Source organism: Parvivirga hydrogeniphila, assembly GCF_023371205.1.
Classification (GTDB): Bacteria; Actinomycetota; Coriobacteriia; order Anaerosomatales; family Anaerosomataceae; genus Parvivirga; species Parvivirga hydrogeniphila.
Genome location: NZ_JAMCCO010000001.1, coordinates 999,900 through 1,017,803 on the forward strand (window position 1 = coordinate 999,900; position 17,904 = coordinate 1,017,803).

Consider the following 17,904-nt stretch of genomic DNA (forward strand, 5'->3'; position numbering starts at 1 on the left):
GGGGCGGCATGGCTGATGTCGTTCGCGAGATGTTGATCTCGCACGATGCGTACGAGACCAGGGTAGCGATCGTCGAGGACAAGGTGCTCGCGGAGCTGTACGTCGAGCGTCCGAAGCGCAGCGTCGTCGGCAACGTGTACCTCGGCAAGGTGAGAGACGTGCTGCCTGGTATGCAGGCGGCCTTCGTCGACATCGGGCTGGGCAAGAACGCGTTCTTATACGTCGACGAGGTCGTCCTGCCCGACGACACACCCGAGCCGCCGAAGCGGGATATAAAGTCCCTGCTGAAGCCTGGGCAGCAGGTGATGGTCCAGGTCATCAAGGACCCGATGGGCACCAAGGGGGCGCGCGTGACGACGGAAGTCACGCTTCCCGGGAGATTCGCGGTGCTCATGCCGTTCGCGCCCTATGTCGGCATCTCGCGCAAACTGCCGGCGGAAGAGCGCGACAGGCTCCACGACATCGTGGCGCCGCTCGTTCCCGAGGGGATGGGCGTCATCGTGCGGACGGCGGCCGCCGGCGCGGACGCGAAGGACCTCGAAAGCGACATCCAGTTCCTGTTGCGGCTGTGGCGGCGCGTGCAGCACCAAGCGCGCGAAGGCATCGCTCCTGAGATCGTCTACACGGAGATGGATCTTGCTCTCCGTATGGTCCGCGACGTGTTCGGGCCTGACTTCAAACGGCTCGTGGTGGACGACAAGAAGGAGCACGAGAAGGTCGTCGGGTTCTTGAAGCGGAGCTCGCCCGGGCTGGTCCGGAGAGTCGTGCTGCACAAGGAACGGGAGCCCCTGTTCGAGCAGTACGGGATCGGCCGTCAGGTGGAGCGTGCGCTGCATCGCGTGGTGCCGCTCCCGTCTGGGGGCCACATCGCGATCGACAAGACCGAGGCGCTGACGGCCATCGACGTCAACACCGGGTCGTACGTCGGCAGGAAGAACCTCGCTGAGACCATACTGCGCACGAACCTCGAGGCCGCCGACGAAGCTGTCCGGCAGATCCGTCTTCGGGACATCGGCGGCCTGATCGTCATCGACTTCATCGACATGGAAGAGCAGGCGCACCGCGCCCAGGTGCAGGAGCGCCTCGCGAGGGCGCTCGAGCGCGATCGCACGCGTACCCGCGTGACCGAGATCTCTCGCCTCGGCATCGTCGAGATGACCCGCAAGAACGTGACGGACGGGCTGTACGGCGTGCTCACGGAGCCTTGCCCAATGTGCGGCGGCGAGGGCAGGGTGCTATCGGAGGCGACCCGGAGGATCACGGTCACGAGGCGGCTCAAGGAGATCCTCACGACCGGCCGCTCCTCGGCGTACGTGGTCTCGGTCAACCCTGAGACCTATGCGCTGCTCACTGGGCCAGGAGACAACACGGTGCCCGCGCTTCGTGCCGAGACGGGAAAGCACCTTACGCTGCTTGCGGATCCCGACTGCCTGCCGACCGAGGTCAAGGTGCTCGTCGAAGGCCGGCTAGGCGAGGCGTGAGACCGCCCGGACGGGTATCTTCTTCAGAGCAGGAGGTGCAAGGAAGGGGGTTGCTCGATGGAAATGTGGAAGCGTGCAGTCTTGGTCGGTCTCTGCGTCCTGGTCGCGCTCGGTTCGGCAGGATGCAAGACGGTTGCCCGGAAGGCCGTTGAGCAGGCAACGGGTGTGAAAGTCGAGGATGACGGCGGCTCGGTCACCGTGAAGACAGACGAAGGTGAGGCCACGATAGAAGGCGGGGCAAAGCTTCCTGAGGGATTCCCGGAGTCGGTGCCGGTCTACAAAGGAACGATCGAGAGCGGCAGCTCGATGACGAGCGGTGAAGCGAAGACCTTTGCCGTGGTCGTGCTCACCGAGGACGCGCCCGAGACAGTAAAGGAGTATTACCTCGAAGAACTCCCTGCGAAGGGTTGGGAGGTCGGTATGACGCTCGACACGGGCACGAGCGCGAGCCGCGGCGTCATGATCAGCGCCGAGCGAGAGGACCTCACAGTGACGGTGACGATCGAGGAGCGCACAGGCGAGGGCACGCAGGTGTCGCTTCTCGTCGGCACCAAGTCTTGACAAGCGGCGTTGTGGACGGGCGACGCATTCGCACGACCTGCGCGTTGACCGTGCAGATGTGGCCTGGTATCATCGCTCGGCGTGTCTGGACCCCCGTCAAGGAGCGGAGCAGATCCTGATGTATGCAGTCGTGAAGACAGGCGGCAAGCAACTCGTCGTCGAGAAGGACGCCGTGGCTGTGGTCGAGAAGATCGACGCGCCCGTGGGCGAGTCGGTGACCTTGCCCGCGCTCATGGTCGTGGACGGCGACACGGTCCTGGTCGGCAGCGATGCGGCCAAGGCTCGCGTGTCAGCCACGGTCGTCGAGCACTTCTTGGGCGAGAAGCAGATCGTCTTCAAGTTCAAGCGGCGCAAGGGCTACAAGCGCACCAAGGGCCACCGCCAGCCGCAGACCGCGCTCCTCATCACGGACGTGTCGGTGGAGGCCCCGAAGAAGCGGGCCACGAAGAAGTCTGAGGCACGCGACGCTGAAGGCGCGGCCGAGGCGAGCCCGAAGAAGCGCACCACGAAGAAGAGCGAGCCGGCCGCCGAAGCCACGGTCGAGGTAGCAGAGGAGTAGGCGATGGCGCACAAGAAAGGGCTCGGTTCCACCAAGAACGGTCGCGATTCCCAGTCCAAGCGTCTGGGCGTGAAGCGGTTCGCAGGCCAAGTCGTCACGGCGGGTTCGATCCTCGTCCGCCAGCGCGGCACACGTCTGAAGCCAGGCGTGAACGTCGGGCTCGGCAGGGACGACACGCTGTACGCGAAGATCGACGGCGTCGTCGAATTCACCCGCGGGAAGGACCGCAGGGTGCACGTCCGCCCGTTGGCCGAGTAGCAGGGCGCGACTTTTCTGGTGAGCCGGAGCCCCCCACCGACGGTGGGGGGCTTGCTGTTTCGGATGGACGAGACGCGGCATCGGAGCGAGCAATGGAGAGGGACACGCGGGGACACGGCGGCTTCGTCGACGAGGCCCGCATCCACGTCAGAGGTGGGGACGGCGGCGCTGGAAGCGCCGCGTTCAGGCGCGAGGCGCACGTTCCCAAAGGCGGTCCCGCTGGCGGAGACGGCGGGAAGGGCGGCGACGTGGTCCTCGAAGCCGACCCTGGCCTGTCGACGCTCCTGGAGTACGCCTACAAGCGTCATTTCCGCGCGATGCGCGGGACGCACGGCAAGGGCGCGCATCGCGACGGGGCGGTCGGGGAGGACCTCGTGCTGCGGGTGCCGGTCGGGACGATCGTGCGAGACGACGAGACGGGCGACGTCATCGCAGACCTCTCGGTGCCAGGGCAGCGCGTCGTGGTCGCGCGCGGCGGTCGCGGCGGCAGGGGGAACACGCACTTCGTGACGCCGACGAGGCGCGCCCCGACCTTCGCCGAGCTCGGAGAGCCAGGCGAGGAGCGCTGGATCACCCTCGAGCTGAAACTCCTGGCCGACGCTGCGCTCGTCGGGCTGCCGAGCGTCGGGAAGTCGTCGATCATCGCGCGCATCTCGGCTGCTCGGCCGAAGATCGCGGACTACCCGTTCACGACGCTCGTGCCGAACCTCGGCGTCGTCGACGCTGGCGAGCGTTCGTTCGTGGTGGCCGACGTCCCGGGGCTTATCGAAGGAGCGAGCGAAGGCGCGGGGCTCGGCCATGGCTTCTTGCGGCACATCGAACGCAGCGCGCTCATCCTTCACGTGGTGGACCTGTCCGGCGGGTACGAAGGCAGGGACCCGGTGGCCGACATCGGTGTGATCGATCGCGAGTTGGCAGCGCACGCGTCAGAGCTCGCCAAGCGGCCGCAGGTCGTTGTCGGCAACAAGGTCGACCTGCCAGAATCGCGGGAGAACGCGGCGCGCGTCGCTACATGGTGCGACCAGGCTGGACGCCCGTTCTTCGCGGTGTCGGCAGCCACGGGCGAGGGCATCCAGGAGATGGTCCGCGCGGTGGCGGAGCGGGTCCACGAGCTCCGCGAGCAGGCCGCGGTCGTGCCGGCCGAGCCGCCTGCCGTGTTCGTGTACGAGCCTCCGAGCGAACGCGTCGTCGAGGTGGTGCAGGAGGCGCCCGGCGAGTATCGCGTGCGAGGCGGCAGGATCGAACGCATGGTCATCATGACCGACATGCAGAACGACGAGGCCGTCGCCTACCTGCAGCGGCGTCTGCAGCGAGCAGGGGTGGAAGAGGCGTTGCGCAACGCAGGTGCACGGCCCGGCGACACCGTGCACATCGGACCGGTATCATTCGAGTTCGAGATTCCTTCTGACGACCGTGGGACGGACGGGGAGGACGATGGCTAAGCCCACCGTCGTGGTGAAGATCGGGAGCAACACGCTCACCGATCGTGACGGCAGGATCGACCGCGGCTTCATCGCGGAGGTGATGCGGCAGGTGGCCGTGCTGCGTGCACGCGGGATCCAGGTCGTCATCGTCTCCTCAGGTGCGATCGCTGCCGGGACAGAAGCGCTGGGGATGCCCGGCCGGCCGAGCACGATGCCTGAGCTTCAGGCCGCGGCGGCCGTCGGACAGGCGCGGCTGGTGGAGCGGTATGCGGAGGCCGCCGGCGAGCACGGGATCGCCGTCGGCCAGGTCCTGCTCACGAGGCATGACGTGGGTGTCCGCAGCGCGTACCTGAACGCGTGCCGCACGCTCGAGGCGCTGCTCCGCATGGGGGTAGTGCCGGTCGTGAACGAGAACGACACCACAGCCGTCGACGAGATCAGATTCGGTGATAACGACTACCTGGCCGCTCTGGTGGCCATGATGGTGCGAGCGTCCCTCGCGGTGTTTTTGACTGACATCGCGGGCCTGTACGACCGCGATCCGCGTCGCGATCCCGACGCGCAGTTGGTGCACAAGGTCGAGGAGCTCACCCCTGAGGTCCTGGAGACGGCCGGCGGCCCGGGGTCTGCGGTGGGATCCGGCGGGATGGCCTCGAAGCTCGAGGCGGCGAAGGCCTTGATGGACGCAGGAATCCCGCTCGTCATCTGTGACGGCCATCGGCAGGACGTGCTCGTCGACGCGGTGGACGGCAAGAGCGTGGGAACGCTGTTCGCCGGCGGGAAGGCGGGCAGGCGCGCTCGCAAGCTTTGGCTCGCGTACGCGGGACGCCCTGCGGGCGGCATCGTCGTTGACGCTGGGGCGTGCGATGCCCTATGTTTGCGGGGCAGGAGCCTCCTTCCGGCCGGTGTCGTCGAGGTGAGGGGCACGTTCGCGGCCGGTGATCCCGTCGTCATCGTGGACCGTCAGGGCGAGGAAGTCGCCCGGGGTCTGGCCGGGATGTCGTCCGATGCGCTCAAGCAGGTGAAAGGCATGCGGACTGAATCGATCCGCGAGAAGAGGCCCGAGCTGGCCGGCAGAGAGGTCGTGCACCGGGACCACTTGGTCATTCTGCGCGGTGCAGGCGATGACAGCCATTTGTCCGGTGGTCGGAAGGGGAGGTCTGATGTCTGAGGTCGTCACGCTCGCTGAACGGGCGCGGGAGGCCGCCAACGCGCTTGCCGTCGCGTCATCGAGCCAGCGGAACCGCGCGCTTCTGGCGATGGCGCACGCGCTGGTCGCGAGGCAAGACGAGATCCTTGCTGCCAACGAGAAGGACATGGAAGCAGCGCGCACCAAGAACACCCCTGCATCGTTGCTCGACCGTCTGGAGCTCAACCCGGTGCGCATCAAGGCGATGTCCGAGGCGCTCAAGAGCCTCTCGCTGCTGCCCGACCCGCTCGGGGAAGTGGTGAGCGGAACGAGGATGTACAACGGGATGTGGCTCCAGCAGGTGCGCGTGCCGCTCGGCGTGGTCGCCATGATCTACGAGGCGCGGCCGAACGTCACTGCAGACGCAGCCGGCCTGTGCGTGAAGACAGGGAACGCCGTGATCCTCCGCGGCGGTTCGATGGCGATCCAGTCGAACCTCGCGCTCACACGGGTCCTCGCGATGGCCGCCGAGGGAGCTGGGCTTCCCGCCGCCGCCATCCAGTCCGTCGAGTCGACAGACCATGCTGCGGCAGAGGAGCTCATGGGGCTCCACGGCATGATCGACGTTCTCATACCGCGTGGCGGAGCGAGCCTGATCAAGAGCGTCGTCGAGAATGCGAAGGTCCCTGTCATCGAGACGGGGGTCGGCAACTGCCACGTGTACGTGCACGCCTCGGCCGACCCTCAGATGGCCGAGCGCATCATCATCAACGCGAAGTGCCAGCGTCCCGGCGTCTGCAACGCGGCAGAGACGCTGCTCATCGACGACGCCATCCACGAGCGCGTCTTGCCGAACATCCTGCGAGCGCTCGAGCGCGAGGGCGTGACGGTCTACGGCGACGAGAAGACCAGAGCGCTCGGTGCCATCACGCGCATCCAGTCTGCGAGCGACGAGGACTGGGCGACGGAGTACCTCGACTTGAAGATCGCGTGCAAGGTCGTGAGCGGCCTCGATGAAGCGATCAGGCACATCAACACCTACGGCACCAAGCACTCGGAGTCCATCGTCTGCCAAGACTACGGCGCGGCCATGCGGTTCGTGAACGAGGTGGACGCCGCGGCCGTGTACGTCAACGCCTCGACGCGCTTCACCGATGGCGGGGAGTTCGGGCTGGGCGCCGAGATCGGCATCTCGACGCAGAAGTTGCACGCGCGGGGCCCGATGGGGCTCCAGGCGCTGACGACGACGAAGTATGTCGGCTTCGGGAGCGGGCAGATCCGGGAGTGAGGAAGAAGCTCAGGATCGGCATCATGGGTGGGACGTTCGATCCCATCCACTACGGGCACCTCGTGACGGCAGAAGAGGCGCTCGTCCAGTTCAACCTGGACAAAGTCGTCTTCATGCCGACAGGGAATCCGGTGCGCAAGACGCACCGGAAGGTCACCCCCGCGGAGCACCGCTACCTCATGACGGTGATCGCGACGGCGAGCAACCCGGACTTCGAGGTATCGCGCATGGAGGTCGACCGGCCTGGACCCACGTACACCGTCGACACGATGCTCGCCTTACGGCAGGAGCTCGGTCCAGACGCGGATTTGTACTTCATCACGGGCGCAGACGCCGTGTGGGAGATCCTCACCTGGAAGGACTCCGAGGCGCTTGCGGGCGTGTGCTCGTTCATCGCGGCGACGAGGCCCGGATACGACCTGTCGCGGTTCTCGCGCGACGACGCCGAGCGCATGCGCGTGGAGTTCATGGAGGTGCCGGCGCTCGCGATCTCGTCGACCGACATACGGCGGCGTGTCGCTGAACGGCGGCCGATCCGATACCTGCTGCCCGAGGCTGTGGCCGCCTACGTTCGCAAGAACGGCCTGTACGCTTCGGAGGCGTGACCGTGGCTGCCGACCGGCATGCCGCGCTCGCTGCGGTGCGGGAGCGCTTGAGCCCTGAAAGCGCCGCGCACAGCGAGCGTGTCGCTCAGACCGCCAAACGGATCGCAGAAGCCTACGGCCTTGACGCCGAGGCGGCCCACCTCGCGGGCCTGCTGCACGATTGGGCCCGCGACCTGAGCGGGGAAGAGCTTCTTCGCGAGGCCCGGCTTTTGGGACTGCCGATCACCGAGGTGGACGAGCAGGTTCCGTACCTCTTGCACGCGCCGGTCGGCGCCCGGCTCGTTCGGCGCGCGTTCCCGGATGCGGGCGACGCGGTCGTCGACGCGGTCGCCGTCCACACCTTCGGTGCGCCGGGCATGTCTGCGCTGGCGATGGCGGTGTTCATCGCGGACTCGATCGAACCGGGCAGGACGCACGAGAGCGCAGCGGTGTTGCGCGCATCGATCGGAGCACTTCCGCTGAGCGAGCTGTTCGTGAGAACCTATGCCGATGGACTGCGTCATCTCGTAGACACGAGAAGGCCGATGCACCCGCAGACGCTCAAGACCTGGAACTGGATAGCCGCCGGAGGCCTTTCGTGAGCGGCAGGAAGCGCCCTTCGCGCGCGGGTGCGTCCGCGCGGCGTGACGGCGAGATCCTCGACATCGGTGCCGAGCCTTCGCCGGCCGCTCCGACGTACCCTCGTCGGCGGGGCGCACCCGCAAACCGCTTCGATGTCGGTGAGGCGCACGGAGAAGCGACCGTCCCACGTCGCGGGTACCGGACATCGAAGCGTTCGACGAAGGCCGGCAAGCGTGCACGACGCGAAGAGCGCATCGCGCGTTTGCGGGCGGAGGAGCGGGCGATGGCCGCTGGCGTCGCCCGGTTCTTGCGTCGCCTGGCGACTGCCGTCCTTATCGGCGCACTGATCGTCGGGCTCGCGATCGGCTCGGCGCTCGCCATCAACGCGGCGGCGCGCCACCTCGCGAAGCGGGCCGCGGAGCGGGCAGCGTCTCCTGAGGCGGTGAAAGAGCAGGCGCGCGACAACCTGCTCATCATCGGCACCGATCCAAACGGCGGAACGGACTTCCTTGCCGTGCGGCTCGACCGGTCCAAGAAGCAGATCACGGGCATCGCCATCTCTGACGGTGCCTTCATGGAAGTGCCGGGCCAAGGATTCGAGCGGGCCGGTGACAGCTTCAAGAGCGGACCTGAGACATCTCTGGCGACCATCTCCAACTACCTGGGGGTGCTGTTCGACAAGTATGTGGTCGTGCCCAAGCAGGTGTACCAGGACGCCTTGACCAGCCAATCCCTGGCCGGCTTGTTCGACAAGGTGAGCGACACCAACCTCAACGAGAGCGAGCTCGCACAAGTGAGGCAGTTCGCTGACTCGCTCGGTCCGGACCGTGTGGCGCTCGCGCCCTTGCCGGTTCGTCCGATCAACATGGGCGACCAGACGTACTTCGAGCCCCAGCGCGACAAGATCGCGGACCTCTTGATGGCGTGGTGGGGAGTGAAGGTGGGCGCCGAGGAGGCGCGCGTGAGCGTCGTCATCTACAACGGGTCCGGCGTGCCAGGGATCGCCGGGGAGGTGGCGGAGCGCCTCATCCGTGAAGGCATGCGGGTGGCGGACACGAAAAACGCCGACCGCTTCGACTACGAGCAGACGCTGATCGTCGAGCAACGCGAAGGAAGCGACGCTGGCGAGCGGATCCAGCGCGTCCTGGGCGTCGGCAAAGTTATCGTTCAGCCTTCGGAGCAACAGGTGGCTGATATCATCATCATCGTGGGCAAGGACTACAAACCGGTGAAGGAGTGAGTTCGCTGGAAGCGAGAGACGCCGCCCTGCTCGCTGCCACGGCAGCGGCCGACAAGAAGGGGTCCGACATCGTCATCGTCGAGGTCGGACCGGTGCTCGTGATCACGGAGTACTTCGTCATCGTGACGGGATCGAACGACCGTCAGGTGAAGGCCATCGTGGACGAGGTCGAGAGGCGGCTCAAGGAGGCCGGTCTGTCCGCGATCGGCCGGGAGGGCGAGCAGCAGGCGACGTGGGTGCTGCTCGACTTCGGCGAGATCGTGGTCCACGTCTTCCAGCCAGCCGAACGCGACTTCTACCGGCTCGAACGCCTGTGGAGCGACGCCCCGCGCGTGCCGCTGCCAGACGACTTCGCTCAGTCGAGCGAGAACGTCGGCCGCTCGGCAGCTGAGGAGCCGGTCGTCTCGTGAGGTCGCAGTCACGGCGGTACCTGCTCGCCGTTGCGCTCATCGGGGTAGCGGCGGTATGGGGCGCGACGTTCGTCGTCGTCAAAGACGTGGTCGCCCGCTATCCCGTGAACGCTTTCCTGGCGTGGCGTTTCGCGCTGGCGACGCTCGTGCTCGGCGCTGCCTTCCCGAAAGCGGTGCGGAGGCTGGATGCCGCGACCGTGCGGGTCGGTGCGCTCGCGGGCGTTCTGCTTGCCGCAGGGTACGTCTTCCAGACCTGGGGGCTTGAGACGACGAGCGCGAGCAAGGCGGCGTTCGTGACCGGGATGTTCGTGGTGATCACGCCGGTCCTGCAGGCGCTCGTGCTGCGTCATCCGCCACGGATCGAGACGGTCGTCGGGGTCGTCGTGGCGACCCTCGGGCTGTACCTCCTGTCGGGCGGGTCCGGCGGCGGGTGGAACGCAGGCGATACGAGGGTGCTCCTGTGCGCGCTCGCGTACTCGTTCCATATGATCGTGCTTGGGTCTGCAGGCACGCGCTACGATGCGGTGTCGTTGACCATCGTGCAGCTGGCGACTGTGACGGTGGTGACGGGTGCGCTCTCCGTGACGCTTGAAGGCGCGCCCACACCGCGGGATCCGCGTCTTGTGGCGGCGATCGCGCTCACGGCCGTGCTGGGATCGGCGGTGGCGTTCGTGGTGCAGACGTACGCACAGCGCACCATCCCGCCCAGCACGGTCGCACTCATCTTGGTGTGCGAGCCTGCCTTCGGCGGACTGTTCGGATGGCTCGCTGGCGAGCGCATCGGCGTGCGCGGTCTTGTCGGCGCCGGCCTCATCCTGGGAGCGATGCTGTTCGTCGAGGCGATGGGGGCCCGTGAGACAGCACGCGGTGTCGAAGAGGTGGCGCTCGCCATCGAGGGGCCCGCCGTGATGCTGGAGTCCGAATCTGCCGATTGACCGCAGGCCAACGGCTGCTATACTACCGTTTGCTGCGAGACAGCATCGTGGGGCCATAGCTCAGCTGGGAGAGCGCATGGCTGGCAGCCATGAGGTCAGGGGTTCGAACCCCCTTGGCTCCACCAACCTGAAGCGAGACGCCCGTCGCCACCAGTGCGGCGGGCGTTCGGTATTTCTCCGGCAGTCCGCTCATCAGGAGGTGCAACGCACTTGGGGGAATGGGCGAGGCCAGTGTGCGTGAGAGTGCTGCTACGGCGATGCGATGCCCTGCAATTCGGTGCGGGCCCGCATCGCGTTGTGTGGCGTGGGTGGGCGCGCGTGTGCGCTCGTGGGCTAGAATAGGTGCTCGCACGCGCTGCTGGGCGCAGGACGCATGGCCGGGACGTTCAGAGGAGCTGAGGTGGCGCACAAGGACTACGATCCGCACGCGATAGAGCCGAAGTGGCAGGCAGTCTGGGACGAGCAGCGCCTGTACTCCGTGACGGAGGACGACGAGCGTCCCAAGAAGTACGTGCTCGAGATGTTCCCGTACCCATCCGGTGACATCCACATGGGCCACGTGCGCAACTACTCGATCGGCGACGTGGTCGCGCGGTACTTCACGATGCGCGGCTACAACGTGCTGCATCCCATCGGGTGGGACGCCTTCGGCCTGCCAGCGGAGAACGCCGCCATCAAGAGCGGCACGCATCCTGCCGAGTGGACGTACGCGAACATCGACAAGCAGGCGGCGTCTTTCAAGCGGATGGGGTTCAGCTACGACTGGGACCGCACCGTCAAGACGTGCGACCCTGAGTACTACCGCTGGGGGCAGTGGATCTTCCTGAAGTTCTGGGAGCGGGGCCTGGTGGAGCGCAAGTCCAGCCCTGTCAACTGGTGCCCGTCGTGCAAGACCGTGCTCGCCAACGAGCAGGTGATCGGGGAAGGCGTCTGCTGGCGCTGCAAGTCCGTCGTGGAGAAGCGCGAGCTCGAGCAGTGGTTCTTCAAGATCACGGCATACGCGCAAGAGCTGCTCGACGATCTCGCGAAGCTTCCCGGCTGGCCGGAGCGCGTCAAGACGATGCAGGCCAACTGGATCGGGCGGAGCGAGGGCGCGGAGGTAGACTTCGCGCTCTGCGATGCCCACGGCAACCCCACCGAACAGCGCATCACGGTGTTCACGACGCGCCCCGACACGCTGTTCGGCTGCACCTTCTTCCTGCTCGCGCCGGAGCATCCCCTCGTCGACGAGCTCGTTGCCGGCACGGAGCACGAACCGGCGGTGCGGGCCGTGGTGGAGGCCGCAGCGCGCGAGAGCGCGATCGAGCGCGAGAGCGGCGAGGCGAAGAAGCTCGGCGCGTTCACCGGCCGGTACGTGATCAACCCGGTCAACGGTGAGAAGGTGCCGGTGTGGGTCGCGAACTACGTGCTCATGGAGTACGGCACCGGGGCTGTGATGGCGGTGCCGTGCGGCGATCAGCGGGACTTCGAATTCGCGCGGCAGTACGGCCTCCCCGTGCCGCCGGTCGTGGTCGCCGAGGACGACCCGCTCCTCGAGCGTCTGCGCGGACAGAAGGCCAGGGTCGTGGACGACGTGCCCTGGGAGGCTGCGTACGACGGACCCGGCGTGATGGTGCAGTCCGGCGATTTCACTGGGCTTCCCGGAGGCAAGGGAAGCGCGGGTGTGAAGGCGGTCACCGCGTGGCTGGAGGAGCGCCGGCTCGGTCGGCCTGCTGTCAACTTCCGTTTGCGGGACTGGCTGATCTCGCGTCAGCGGTACTGGGGCAACCCGATCCCGGCGATCCACTGCGAGCGCTGCGGACTGGTGCCCGTGCCCGAACACGATCTCCCTGTGATGCTCCCGATGGACGTGGACATCACGAAGGGCGAGACGCTCGCCGATCATCCGGAGTTCTACGAGGCGGAATGCCCGCGCTGCGGCGGTCCCGCTCGACGCGAGACGGACACCATGGACACGTTCACGTGCTCGTCGTGGTACTACCTTCGCTACTGCGATGCTCGCAACGACGAGGAGATCTTCGATCCGGCCAAAGCAGCGTACTGGATGCCGGTCGACCAGTACATCGGCGGGATCGAGCACGCGATCCTGCACCTTTTGTACTCGCGGTTCTTCACGAAGGTCTTCCGCGATATGGGGCTCGTGGCCTTCGATGAGCCGTTCACCAACCTGCTCACGCAAGGCATGGTGAAAAAGGACGGCGAGACGATGTCCAAGTCCAAGGGCAATGTCGTCGCGCCCGAGGAGATGATCGCGAAGTTCGGCGCTGACGCGTTGCGCGCGTACATCCTGTTCATGGCCCCGCCCGACAAGGACCTGGAGTGGAGCCAGGAGGGGCTTGAGGGCATCTTCAGATTCTTGAACCGCGTGTGGCGGTACGTGTGGGAGGTCTACGAGGATGCCGGGAGCGGAGCGCGCGGCGGCGAGGCCGAAGCGCTCGAGCGCGAGCGTCATCGCGTGATCGGCAAGGTCACCCAAGACATCGAGCGCTTCCAGTTCAACACCGCGCTCGCAGCGATGATGGAGCTTCTCAACGCCGCAGGCGAATATCGCCGGACGGTGCCGCAGGCCGCTCGCAACGGTGCGGTCGAGCGAGCGGTCGCGCGCACGCTCGTGCTGCTGCTCGCGCCGTACGTCCCGCACATGGCCGAGGAGCTGTGGCGCGAGGTCATCGGCGAGCCTGAGAGCGTACACCGGCAGCCGTGGCCCGAGTGGGACCCAGAGCTTGCCCGTTCGCGCGAGGTGGAGTACGCAGTGCAGGTGAACGGGAAAGTGCGTGGTCGGGTCACGCTTCCTGCGGACGCTTCTGCCGAGGAAGTCGAGGCCGCCGCTCGCGCGCTGCCGAAGGTCGCGGAGATCGTGGCAGCGGGCGAGGTCGTCAAGGTCGTGGTGGTTCCCGGCAAGCTCGTGAGCTTCGTGGTGCGCGCATAGGAGGCGCGAGCAGGTGAGCGATCGGTAAGGTCTCGTGGATGCCCTGTTAGGGGCTTGCGCGTAGAGTGGCACTCGGACGCCCCCTCCGTCCCGGCGAGGAGGGGGCGTCCATGTTCGAGGAGTGGGAGAACGGCACTGCTATCAGGGAGTCCGTCGAGCGCATCCGTGCGCTTCCGGCATGGGGTCGCATCGCGCTCGTTGCGGTGCTCGTAGGAATCGTGCTGGCTGCTGGCGGGTGGCTGCGCGGGGTTCCAGCAGACGAGATGAGCGTGAGCCCGCCAGAGGTGGAGATCGCGGACGCGAGCGCAGCGACCACGACGCCAGCCGGGGTGGTCGTCCACGTCGTGGGTGCCGTGCGAAGGCCGGGCGTGTACACGCTCCCGCCAGGGTCGCGCGTCGGTGACGCGGTCGAGGCCGCTGGCGGGGTCCTCGGAAACGCCGCGACCGACGCCGTCAACCTCGCGCGGATCCTGAATGACGGGGAGCAGGTGCGCATCCCGACGAGGGACGAAGCGTCCTCGACGGCAGGGGCTCCGAGCACCGTCGCGGGCGCTCCGCAGAAGGTCAACATCAACTCCGCGAGCGCAACGGAGCTTGACGCTCTTCCCGGCATCGGGCCTGCAACGGCGCAGAAGATCGTGGACGACCGGACGAAGAACGGTCCGTTCAGCGCGCCAGAGGACCTGATGCGGGTGCCCGGCATCGGGCCGAAGAAGTTCGACGCGCTCAAAGACCTCATCACGACGGGGTGAGCCGCCTTGGGGGCGGCACGGATCGTGAAGCGGCCAGCGCTTCCGCCCTCGTTCGGGCTGCTCGGCGGTGTCTGGGCTGGCATCGCGGCCACCGAGGCGGTGTGGTGGAGCGGACACCGTGCTTTCGCGGCCGCGGTGTGCGGAGCGGTGGTCGTCACGGCCGCTCTGCTGGGCGCTCGTGTGCGTCACCGCGGGTCAGCGCGCGCGGCGGCCACGCTTCTCGTTGCTGGCTTCGTCGTTGGCGCGGTGTCATGCGCGGTGTCGCTGCACGTGTGGAGCCTTCGGTGGGAGGCCATGAACGCTGCTGGGGCACGGACCTGGCGGGCCACGGTCATCGCCGACGGGACGGAAGGGCGCTTCGGCGAGCGGACGACCGTGCGCGTTGACGGCGAGCCGTTCGCAGGATGCGTGATGCAGGTCGGCCTTCCGGAGGGCGTCGATGCACCGGAGATCGGGCGGACGGTGCGGTTCAGCGCCGTCCCGAAAGGGCCGAGCGAGCCCGAACGCGCGCGGGAGTGCGCGCGCGCAGGCGTCGTCGGCTTCGTGCGACCGTGGCGGTTCGAGGAGACGGGATGGCGCAGCGGCCTGCTTGGCGCGGTCTACCGATGGCGAGCGAGGTCGTCGGAGGCGCTCGCTCGGATACCGGGCGATCCAGGAGCGCTTCTGCTTGGCGTCGCCCTTGGCGACAGGCGGCGGGTGAGAGGGTCTGCGCTACAGGCAGACTTCCGCACGCTGGGCTTGTCGCACGCCATCGCCGTGTCTGGAACGCACCTTGGCATCGTGTGCGGCGTGGTGATGGCCATGCTGCGTTCGGTGGCACGACGACGGAGAATCGTACAAAGCGCTGTGGTCGCGACAGCGTGGCTCTTCGCAGCCATGACCGGATTCCCGATCTCGGCCGTGCGCGCGTGCGCCATGCTGAGCGTGCTTGCGGTAAGCCGGATGCTCGTGGTGCGTCCCGATCCGCTCGCCGCGTTGTCGGCGGGAGCGACGGCGGTGCTGCTCGCCCAGCCGATGGCAGCGTTCGACGTCGGATTCGCGCTGTCGGTGAGCGCGGTCGGCGGGCTCTTGCTGTTCGGCAGGCTCGTTGCAGTATGGCTTGCAGCGGCGGTGCCCGGCGCGTCAGGGAAGATCGGTCAGCTGGTTTCCGCAGCTATAACGGCGCAGATGTCTACGCTTCCGGTGTCCGCATCAGCCTTCGGTGCGGTTTCGGTGCTCGCGCCTCTCGCGAACGCCGCGGTGCTTCCTGTGATCGAGCTCGCGCTCAGTTTCGCGCTTGCGGGCGCGTGCCTTGGGGCGTGGGAATCTCCTATCGGAAGGGCGTGTCTGCTCGTGGCGGCGGCCTGCGCCAAGCTCGTGGCAGGGTTCGCTGCGGCGATGGCGTCGCTTCCCGGAGCGTGTGTTGCGGTGGCTTCCGGTGTGGGCGTCGCGGCGGTCGTCGTGTCGTTGGGTCTTGTGTGGCTCAGGTGGCCCCAACCAGATCGCGCGCGAGCGAAGCGCGTTCTTGTCGCGTCGGGTGCGTTGGTCCTCATCGTGGCGTTCGCGCAGGCGCCTGTGGCAGGCGTTCGCATCGTCGTGCTCGACGTCGGGCAGGGCGACGCCGTGCTCGTCCAGAGCAGGTACGAGACGCTGTTGGTCGATACGGGTCCGGATCCCATCTCCCTGCGGCAAGCGCTCGGACGTCACCGGATCCGTCGCATCGACGCTGTCGTTCTGACGCACGCGCACGACGACCACATCGGTGGGCTTGAGGGTCTGAGGGGGATCGTCAAGCCGCGGTTGATCGGGATCTCAGGAGCTCCCGAAGCGGAGCCATCGCTGCAATCGGCTGTGACGGCCGCTCTCGGAGCTGACGCGGCCGGTCGGACGGTGGCCGTGCATCAAGGCGACAGCTTCCAGGTAGGTGGAGCGACCGTCTCGGTGCTGTGGCCGACGCGAGATGCTCACGGGCTCAGTGCGAACGACACGAGCGTGGTGCTCGAAGTGCAGTGCGGCGCCTTCGACGCGGTGCTCACCGGCGACGCGGAGTCCTACGTCCAAGAAGGATTGCAGCGTGCGGGACTGCTTCGGCGGGTCGAGCTGCTGAAGGTGCCGCACCATGGAAGCGAGAACGGCCTCGTCGAAACGGGCGCCAGAGGATGGCGACCCGCAGTCGCGCTCATCAGCGTTGGCGAAGGCAACGATTTCGGGCATCCCTCCGAACGGACGGTGGCATTGCTCGCATCTGTGGGCGCGCGCGTGTACCGGACGGACCTACAAGGCGATCTGACGGTTGAGGCACGAGGATCCACGTGGAGGGTGAAGACGCAACGTGGCAGGGGGGTGAGAGCTGGGATGCTGCGCAAGACGACGATGGCCTGCAGGGCTACATGTGTGACAATGGTGCGCACAGAAGCAACCGGACACGAGGTGCGGGATGGCTGTCAGGAAGATCGACGACCTCAAGCCAATCTACCTGATCTACGGCAAGGACGAGTTCTTGCTGGAGGCCGCGGTCCGCCGGCTGCGGAGCATGTTCGAAGCGGCCGACCCGTCGCTCATGGACGTGGACGTCTTCGACGGCAAGCAGGTGCGAGGAGAAGAGGTCGTGGCTGCGGCGAACACGCTGCCGTTCATGGGCTCCCGCCGGCTGGTGCTGGTGCGCAACATCGATCAGATGCCGGCGTCCGAGCACCCGCCCATCGTCGAGTATGTGGCGAACCCCGCTGCCACCACGTGCCTGGTGCTCGCCGGATCGGGGCTCGCGAAGAACACGCGGCTGTACAAGGCGTTGGAGACCGCCGGGGCGCTCGCTGAATACGCCGCGCCCAAGCGTCGCGAGCTCGCATCCTGGGTCGCAAAGGCGGTGTCGGAGAAGGGCAGGCGCATCGAGCGGGATGCAGCCGAGGCGCTCGTGGCTGCGACAGGTGGCGACCTTCGCACGATGGACGCCGAGATCGTGAAGCTCGTGGCGTACATCGGCGACAGAGATACGATCGAGAGGGCCGACGTCGCGGCTGTCGTGACCACGGTCGTGCCGCCGATTTGGACGTTCTTGGACGCGCTGGGCGCACGCGATGCGCAAGGCGCGCTCGGCTCCGCTCGCGCGCTCATGCTCGCAGGCGAATCACCGCTTGGCCTGCTTGCTGCCGCAACGAGGCGCATGCGGCAGCTGGTCAGCGCGAAGGCGTTGGTGGAGCGCGGCGGCTCGGACGGGTTGGCCCGAGAGCTCGGGCTCCAGGAGTGGCAAGGGCGCAGGCTTGCGCAGGACGCTGCGCGATTCCACGAACCAGAGCTCGCAGACGCCCTGCGCGCGGCAGCCGATGCTGAGGCACGAATGAAAACGAGCCGCGGCGATGCCGGGCTCGTTCTCGAACGCTGGGTGCTTCGGGTGTGCGTGCCGAGCGACGGCTCGGCTGCGCGCAACGGGTAGGGCGCTCAGTCCTCCATCGCATTGACGGCGGCCATGATGCCGGACTTGCGGTTCGCCGCCTGGTTGGGATGGATGACGCCCTTGCTCGCGGCCTTGTCGAGCGCGCGGCACGCGACGCGCGCGGCCTCGAGGGCCTGGGCCTTGTCGCCGGCTGCGATGGCCTCGTGCACGCGCTTGACGTACGTCTTGAGCGCGGACTTGACCGCGCGGTTGCGCTTGCGCGCCTTCTCGTTGGTGAGGATCCGCTTCTTCTGGCTCTTGATGTTCGCCACGACAGTCGTTCCTTCCGGTTCTTCAGGTGGTTCAGCTGGAAACCTGCATTTCAGAGCTTCGAGAGTCTAGCACACGCCGGGAAGGCAG

16 protein-coding genes, 1 tRNA gene and 1 pseudogene are annotated in these 17,904 nt (G+C 67.1%); 17 read left to right on the forward strand and 1 reads right to left on the reverse strand.

Annotation, left to right across the window (positions count from 1 at the left end; all coding sequences use genetic code 11):
* Nucleotides 1-8 precede the first annotated feature (8 nt).
* From MX659_RS05115 to holA, 17 genes and pseudogenes are all read left to right on the forward strand, one after another.
* On the forward strand, nucleotides 9-1,481 hold the full coding sequence (locus MX659_RS05115; protein WP_267192370.1) for an Rne/Rng family ribonuclease: 1,473 nt from the start codon (nucleotides 9-11) through the stop codon (nucleotides 1,479-1,481).
* Between the two features lie 57 nt (nucleotides 1,482-1,538).
* Nucleotides 1,539-2,042, forward strand: a complete 504-nt coding sequence (locus MX659_RS05120; RefSeq protein WP_267192371.1) for a hypothetical protein — start codon at nucleotides 1,539-1,541, stop codon at nucleotides 2,040-2,042.
* 118 nt (nucleotides 2,043-2,160) lie between these two features.
* Nucleotides 2,161-2,601 carry a 50S ribosomal protein L21 gene (gene rplU, locus MX659_RS05125; protein ID WP_267192372.1) on the forward strand — a complete coding sequence of 147 codons (441 nt, stop codon included), beginning with the start codon at nucleotides 2,161-2,163 and terminating at the stop codon, nucleotides 2,599-2,601.
* A gap of 3 nt (nucleotides 2,602-2,604) precedes the next feature.
* Nucleotides 2,605-2,859 (forward strand): 50S ribosomal protein L27, encoded by a 255-nt coding sequence (gene rpmA, locus MX659_RS05130; protein ID WP_267192373.1) that lies wholly within the window; start codon nucleotides 2,605-2,607, stop codon nucleotides 2,857-2,859.
* A gap of 92 nt (nucleotides 2,860-2,951) precedes the next feature.
* Nucleotides 2,952-4,301, forward strand: a complete 1,350-nt coding sequence (gene obgE, locus MX659_RS05135) for a GTPase ObgE (protein WP_267192374.1) — start codon at nucleotides 2,952-2,954, stop codon at nucleotides 4,299-4,301.
* Nucleotides 4,294-5,454 (forward strand): glutamate 5-kinase, encoded by a 1,161-nt coding sequence (gene proB, locus MX659_RS05140; RefSeq protein ID WP_267192375.1) that lies wholly within the window; start codon nucleotides 4,294-4,296, stop codon nucleotides 5,452-5,454. The genes obgE and proB overlap by 8 nt, the downstream gene beginning before the upstream one ends.
* Nucleotides 5,447-6,700, forward strand: a complete 1,254-nt coding sequence (locus MX659_RS05145) for a glutamate-5-semialdehyde dehydrogenase (protein WP_267192376.1) — start codon at nucleotides 5,447-5,449, stop codon at nucleotides 6,698-6,700. The genes proB and MX659_RS05145 overlap by 8 nt, the downstream gene beginning before the upstream one ends.
* The gene (nadD, locus tag MX659_RS05150; protein ID WP_267192377.1) at nucleotides 6,697-7,305 is read left to right on the forward strand and encodes a nicotinate-nucleotide adenylyltransferase; all 609 of its coding nucleotides are present in this window, start codon (nucleotides 6,697-6,699) and stop codon (nucleotides 7,303-7,305) included. The genes MX659_RS05145 and nadD overlap by 4 nt, the downstream gene beginning before the upstream one ends.
* A 2-nt stretch (nucleotides 7,306-7,307) precedes the next feature.
* Nucleotides 7,308-7,886 carry a bis(5'-nucleosyl)-tetraphosphatase (symmetrical) YqeK gene (yqeK, locus tag MX659_RS05155; RefSeq protein WP_267192378.1) on the forward strand — a complete coding sequence of 193 codons (579 nt, stop codon included), beginning with the start codon at nucleotides 7,308-7,310 and terminating at the stop codon, nucleotides 7,884-7,886.
* Nucleotides 7,883-9,106 carry an LCP family protein gene (locus MX659_RS05160; protein ID WP_267192379.1) on the forward strand — a complete coding sequence of 408 codons (1,224 nt, stop codon included), beginning with the start codon at nucleotides 7,883-7,885 and terminating at the stop codon, nucleotides 9,104-9,106. Before yqeK ends, MX659_RS05160 begins: the two co-directional genes overlap by 4 nt.
* The gene (rsfS, locus tag MX659_RS05165) at nucleotides 9,103-9,516 is read left to right on the forward strand and encodes a ribosome silencing factor (RefSeq protein WP_267192380.1); all 414 of its coding nucleotides are present in this window, start codon (nucleotides 9,103-9,105) and stop codon (nucleotides 9,514-9,516) included. The genes MX659_RS05160 and rsfS overlap by 4 nt, the downstream gene beginning before the upstream one ends.
* A complete protein-coding gene (locus MX659_RS05170; RefSeq protein WP_267192381.1) occupies nucleotides 9,513-10,451 on the forward strand; it encodes a DMT family transporter in 939 nt (312 codons plus the stop codon). Before rsfS ends, MX659_RS05170 begins: the two co-directional genes overlap by 4 nt.
* 49 nt (nucleotides 10,452-10,500) lie before the next feature.
* Nucleotides 10,501-10,576: transfer RNA gene (locus MX659_RS05175), tRNA-Ala, on the forward strand.
* Nucleotides 10,577-10,824: 248 nt separating this feature from the next.
* Entirely contained in the window at nucleotides 10,825-13,380 is a 2,556-nt protein-coding gene (gene leuS, locus MX659_RS05180; RefSeq protein ID WP_407674456.1) for a leucine--tRNA ligase, read from the forward strand.
* A 110-nt stretch (nucleotides 13,381-13,490) separates the two neighbouring features.
* Entirely contained in the window at nucleotides 13,491-14,132 is a 642-nt protein-coding gene (locus tag MX659_RS05185; RefSeq protein ID WP_267192383.1) for a ComEA family DNA-binding protein, read from the forward strand.
* 411 nt (nucleotides 14,133-14,543) lie between these two features.
* Nucleotides 14,544-16,334 (forward strand): annotated as a pseudogene (locus tag MX659_RS09195) (DNA internalization-related competence protein ComEC/Rec2); the annotation flags it as partial.
* Nucleotides 16,335-16,548: 214 nt separating this feature from the next.
* Entirely contained in the window at nucleotides 16,549-17,544 is a 996-nt protein-coding gene (holA, locus tag MX659_RS05195; RefSeq protein ID WP_267192385.1) for a DNA polymerase III subunit delta, read from the forward strand.
* Between the two features lie 5 nt (nucleotides 17,545-17,549).
* Here the strand turns inward: holA and rpsT are convergent, their stop codons facing one another.
* Nucleotides 17,550-17,816 carry a 30S ribosomal protein S20 gene (gene rpsT, locus MX659_RS05200; RefSeq protein WP_267192386.1) on the reverse strand — a complete coding sequence of 89 codons (267 nt, stop codon included), beginning with the start codon at nucleotides 17,814-17,816 and terminating at the stop codon, nucleotides 17,550-17,552.
* Between the last annotated feature and the right edge of the window lie 88 nt (nucleotides 17,817-17,904).

Bases quoted from the DNA above. Each gene is read 5' to 3' on its own strand.
- leuS (WP_407674456.1), top strand. From the start codon at position 10,825: ATGGCCGGGACGTTCAGAGGAGCTGAGGTGGCGCACAAGGACTACGAT.
- rpmA (WP_267192373.1), top strand. From the start codon at position 2,605: ATGGCGCACAAGAAAGGGCTCGGTTCCACCAAGAACGGTCGCGATTCC.
- obgE (WP_267192374.1), top strand. From the start codon at position 2,952: ATGGAGAGGGACACGCGGGGACACGGCGGCTTCGTCGACGAGGCCCGC.
- MX659_RS05145 (WP_267192376.1), top strand. From the start codon at position 5,447: ATGTCTGAGGTCGTCACGCTCGCTGAACGGGCGCGGGAGGCCGCCAAC.
- rplU (WP_267192372.1), top strand. From the start codon at position 2,161: ATGTATGCAGTCGTGAAGACAGGCGGCAAGCAACTCGTCGTCGAGAAG.
- holA (WP_267192385.1), top strand. From the start codon at position 16,549: ATGGCTGTCAGGAAGATCGACGACCTCAAGCCAATCTACCTGATCTAC.
- MX659_RS05120 (WP_267192371.1), top strand. From the start codon at position 1,539: ATGGAAATGTGGAAGCGTGCAGTCTTGGTCGGTCTCTGCGTCCTGGTC.
- MX659_RS05185 (WP_267192383.1), top strand. From the start codon at position 13,491: ATGTTCGAGGAGTGGGAGAACGGCACTGCTATCAGGGAGTCCGTCGAG.
- proB (WP_267192375.1), top strand. From the start codon at position 4,294: ATGGCTAAGCCCACCGTCGTGGTGAAGATCGGGAGCAACACGCTCACC.
- MX659_RS05115 (WP_267192370.1), top strand. From the start codon at position 9: ATGGCTGATGTCGTTCGCGAGATGTTGATCTCGCACGATGCGTACGAG.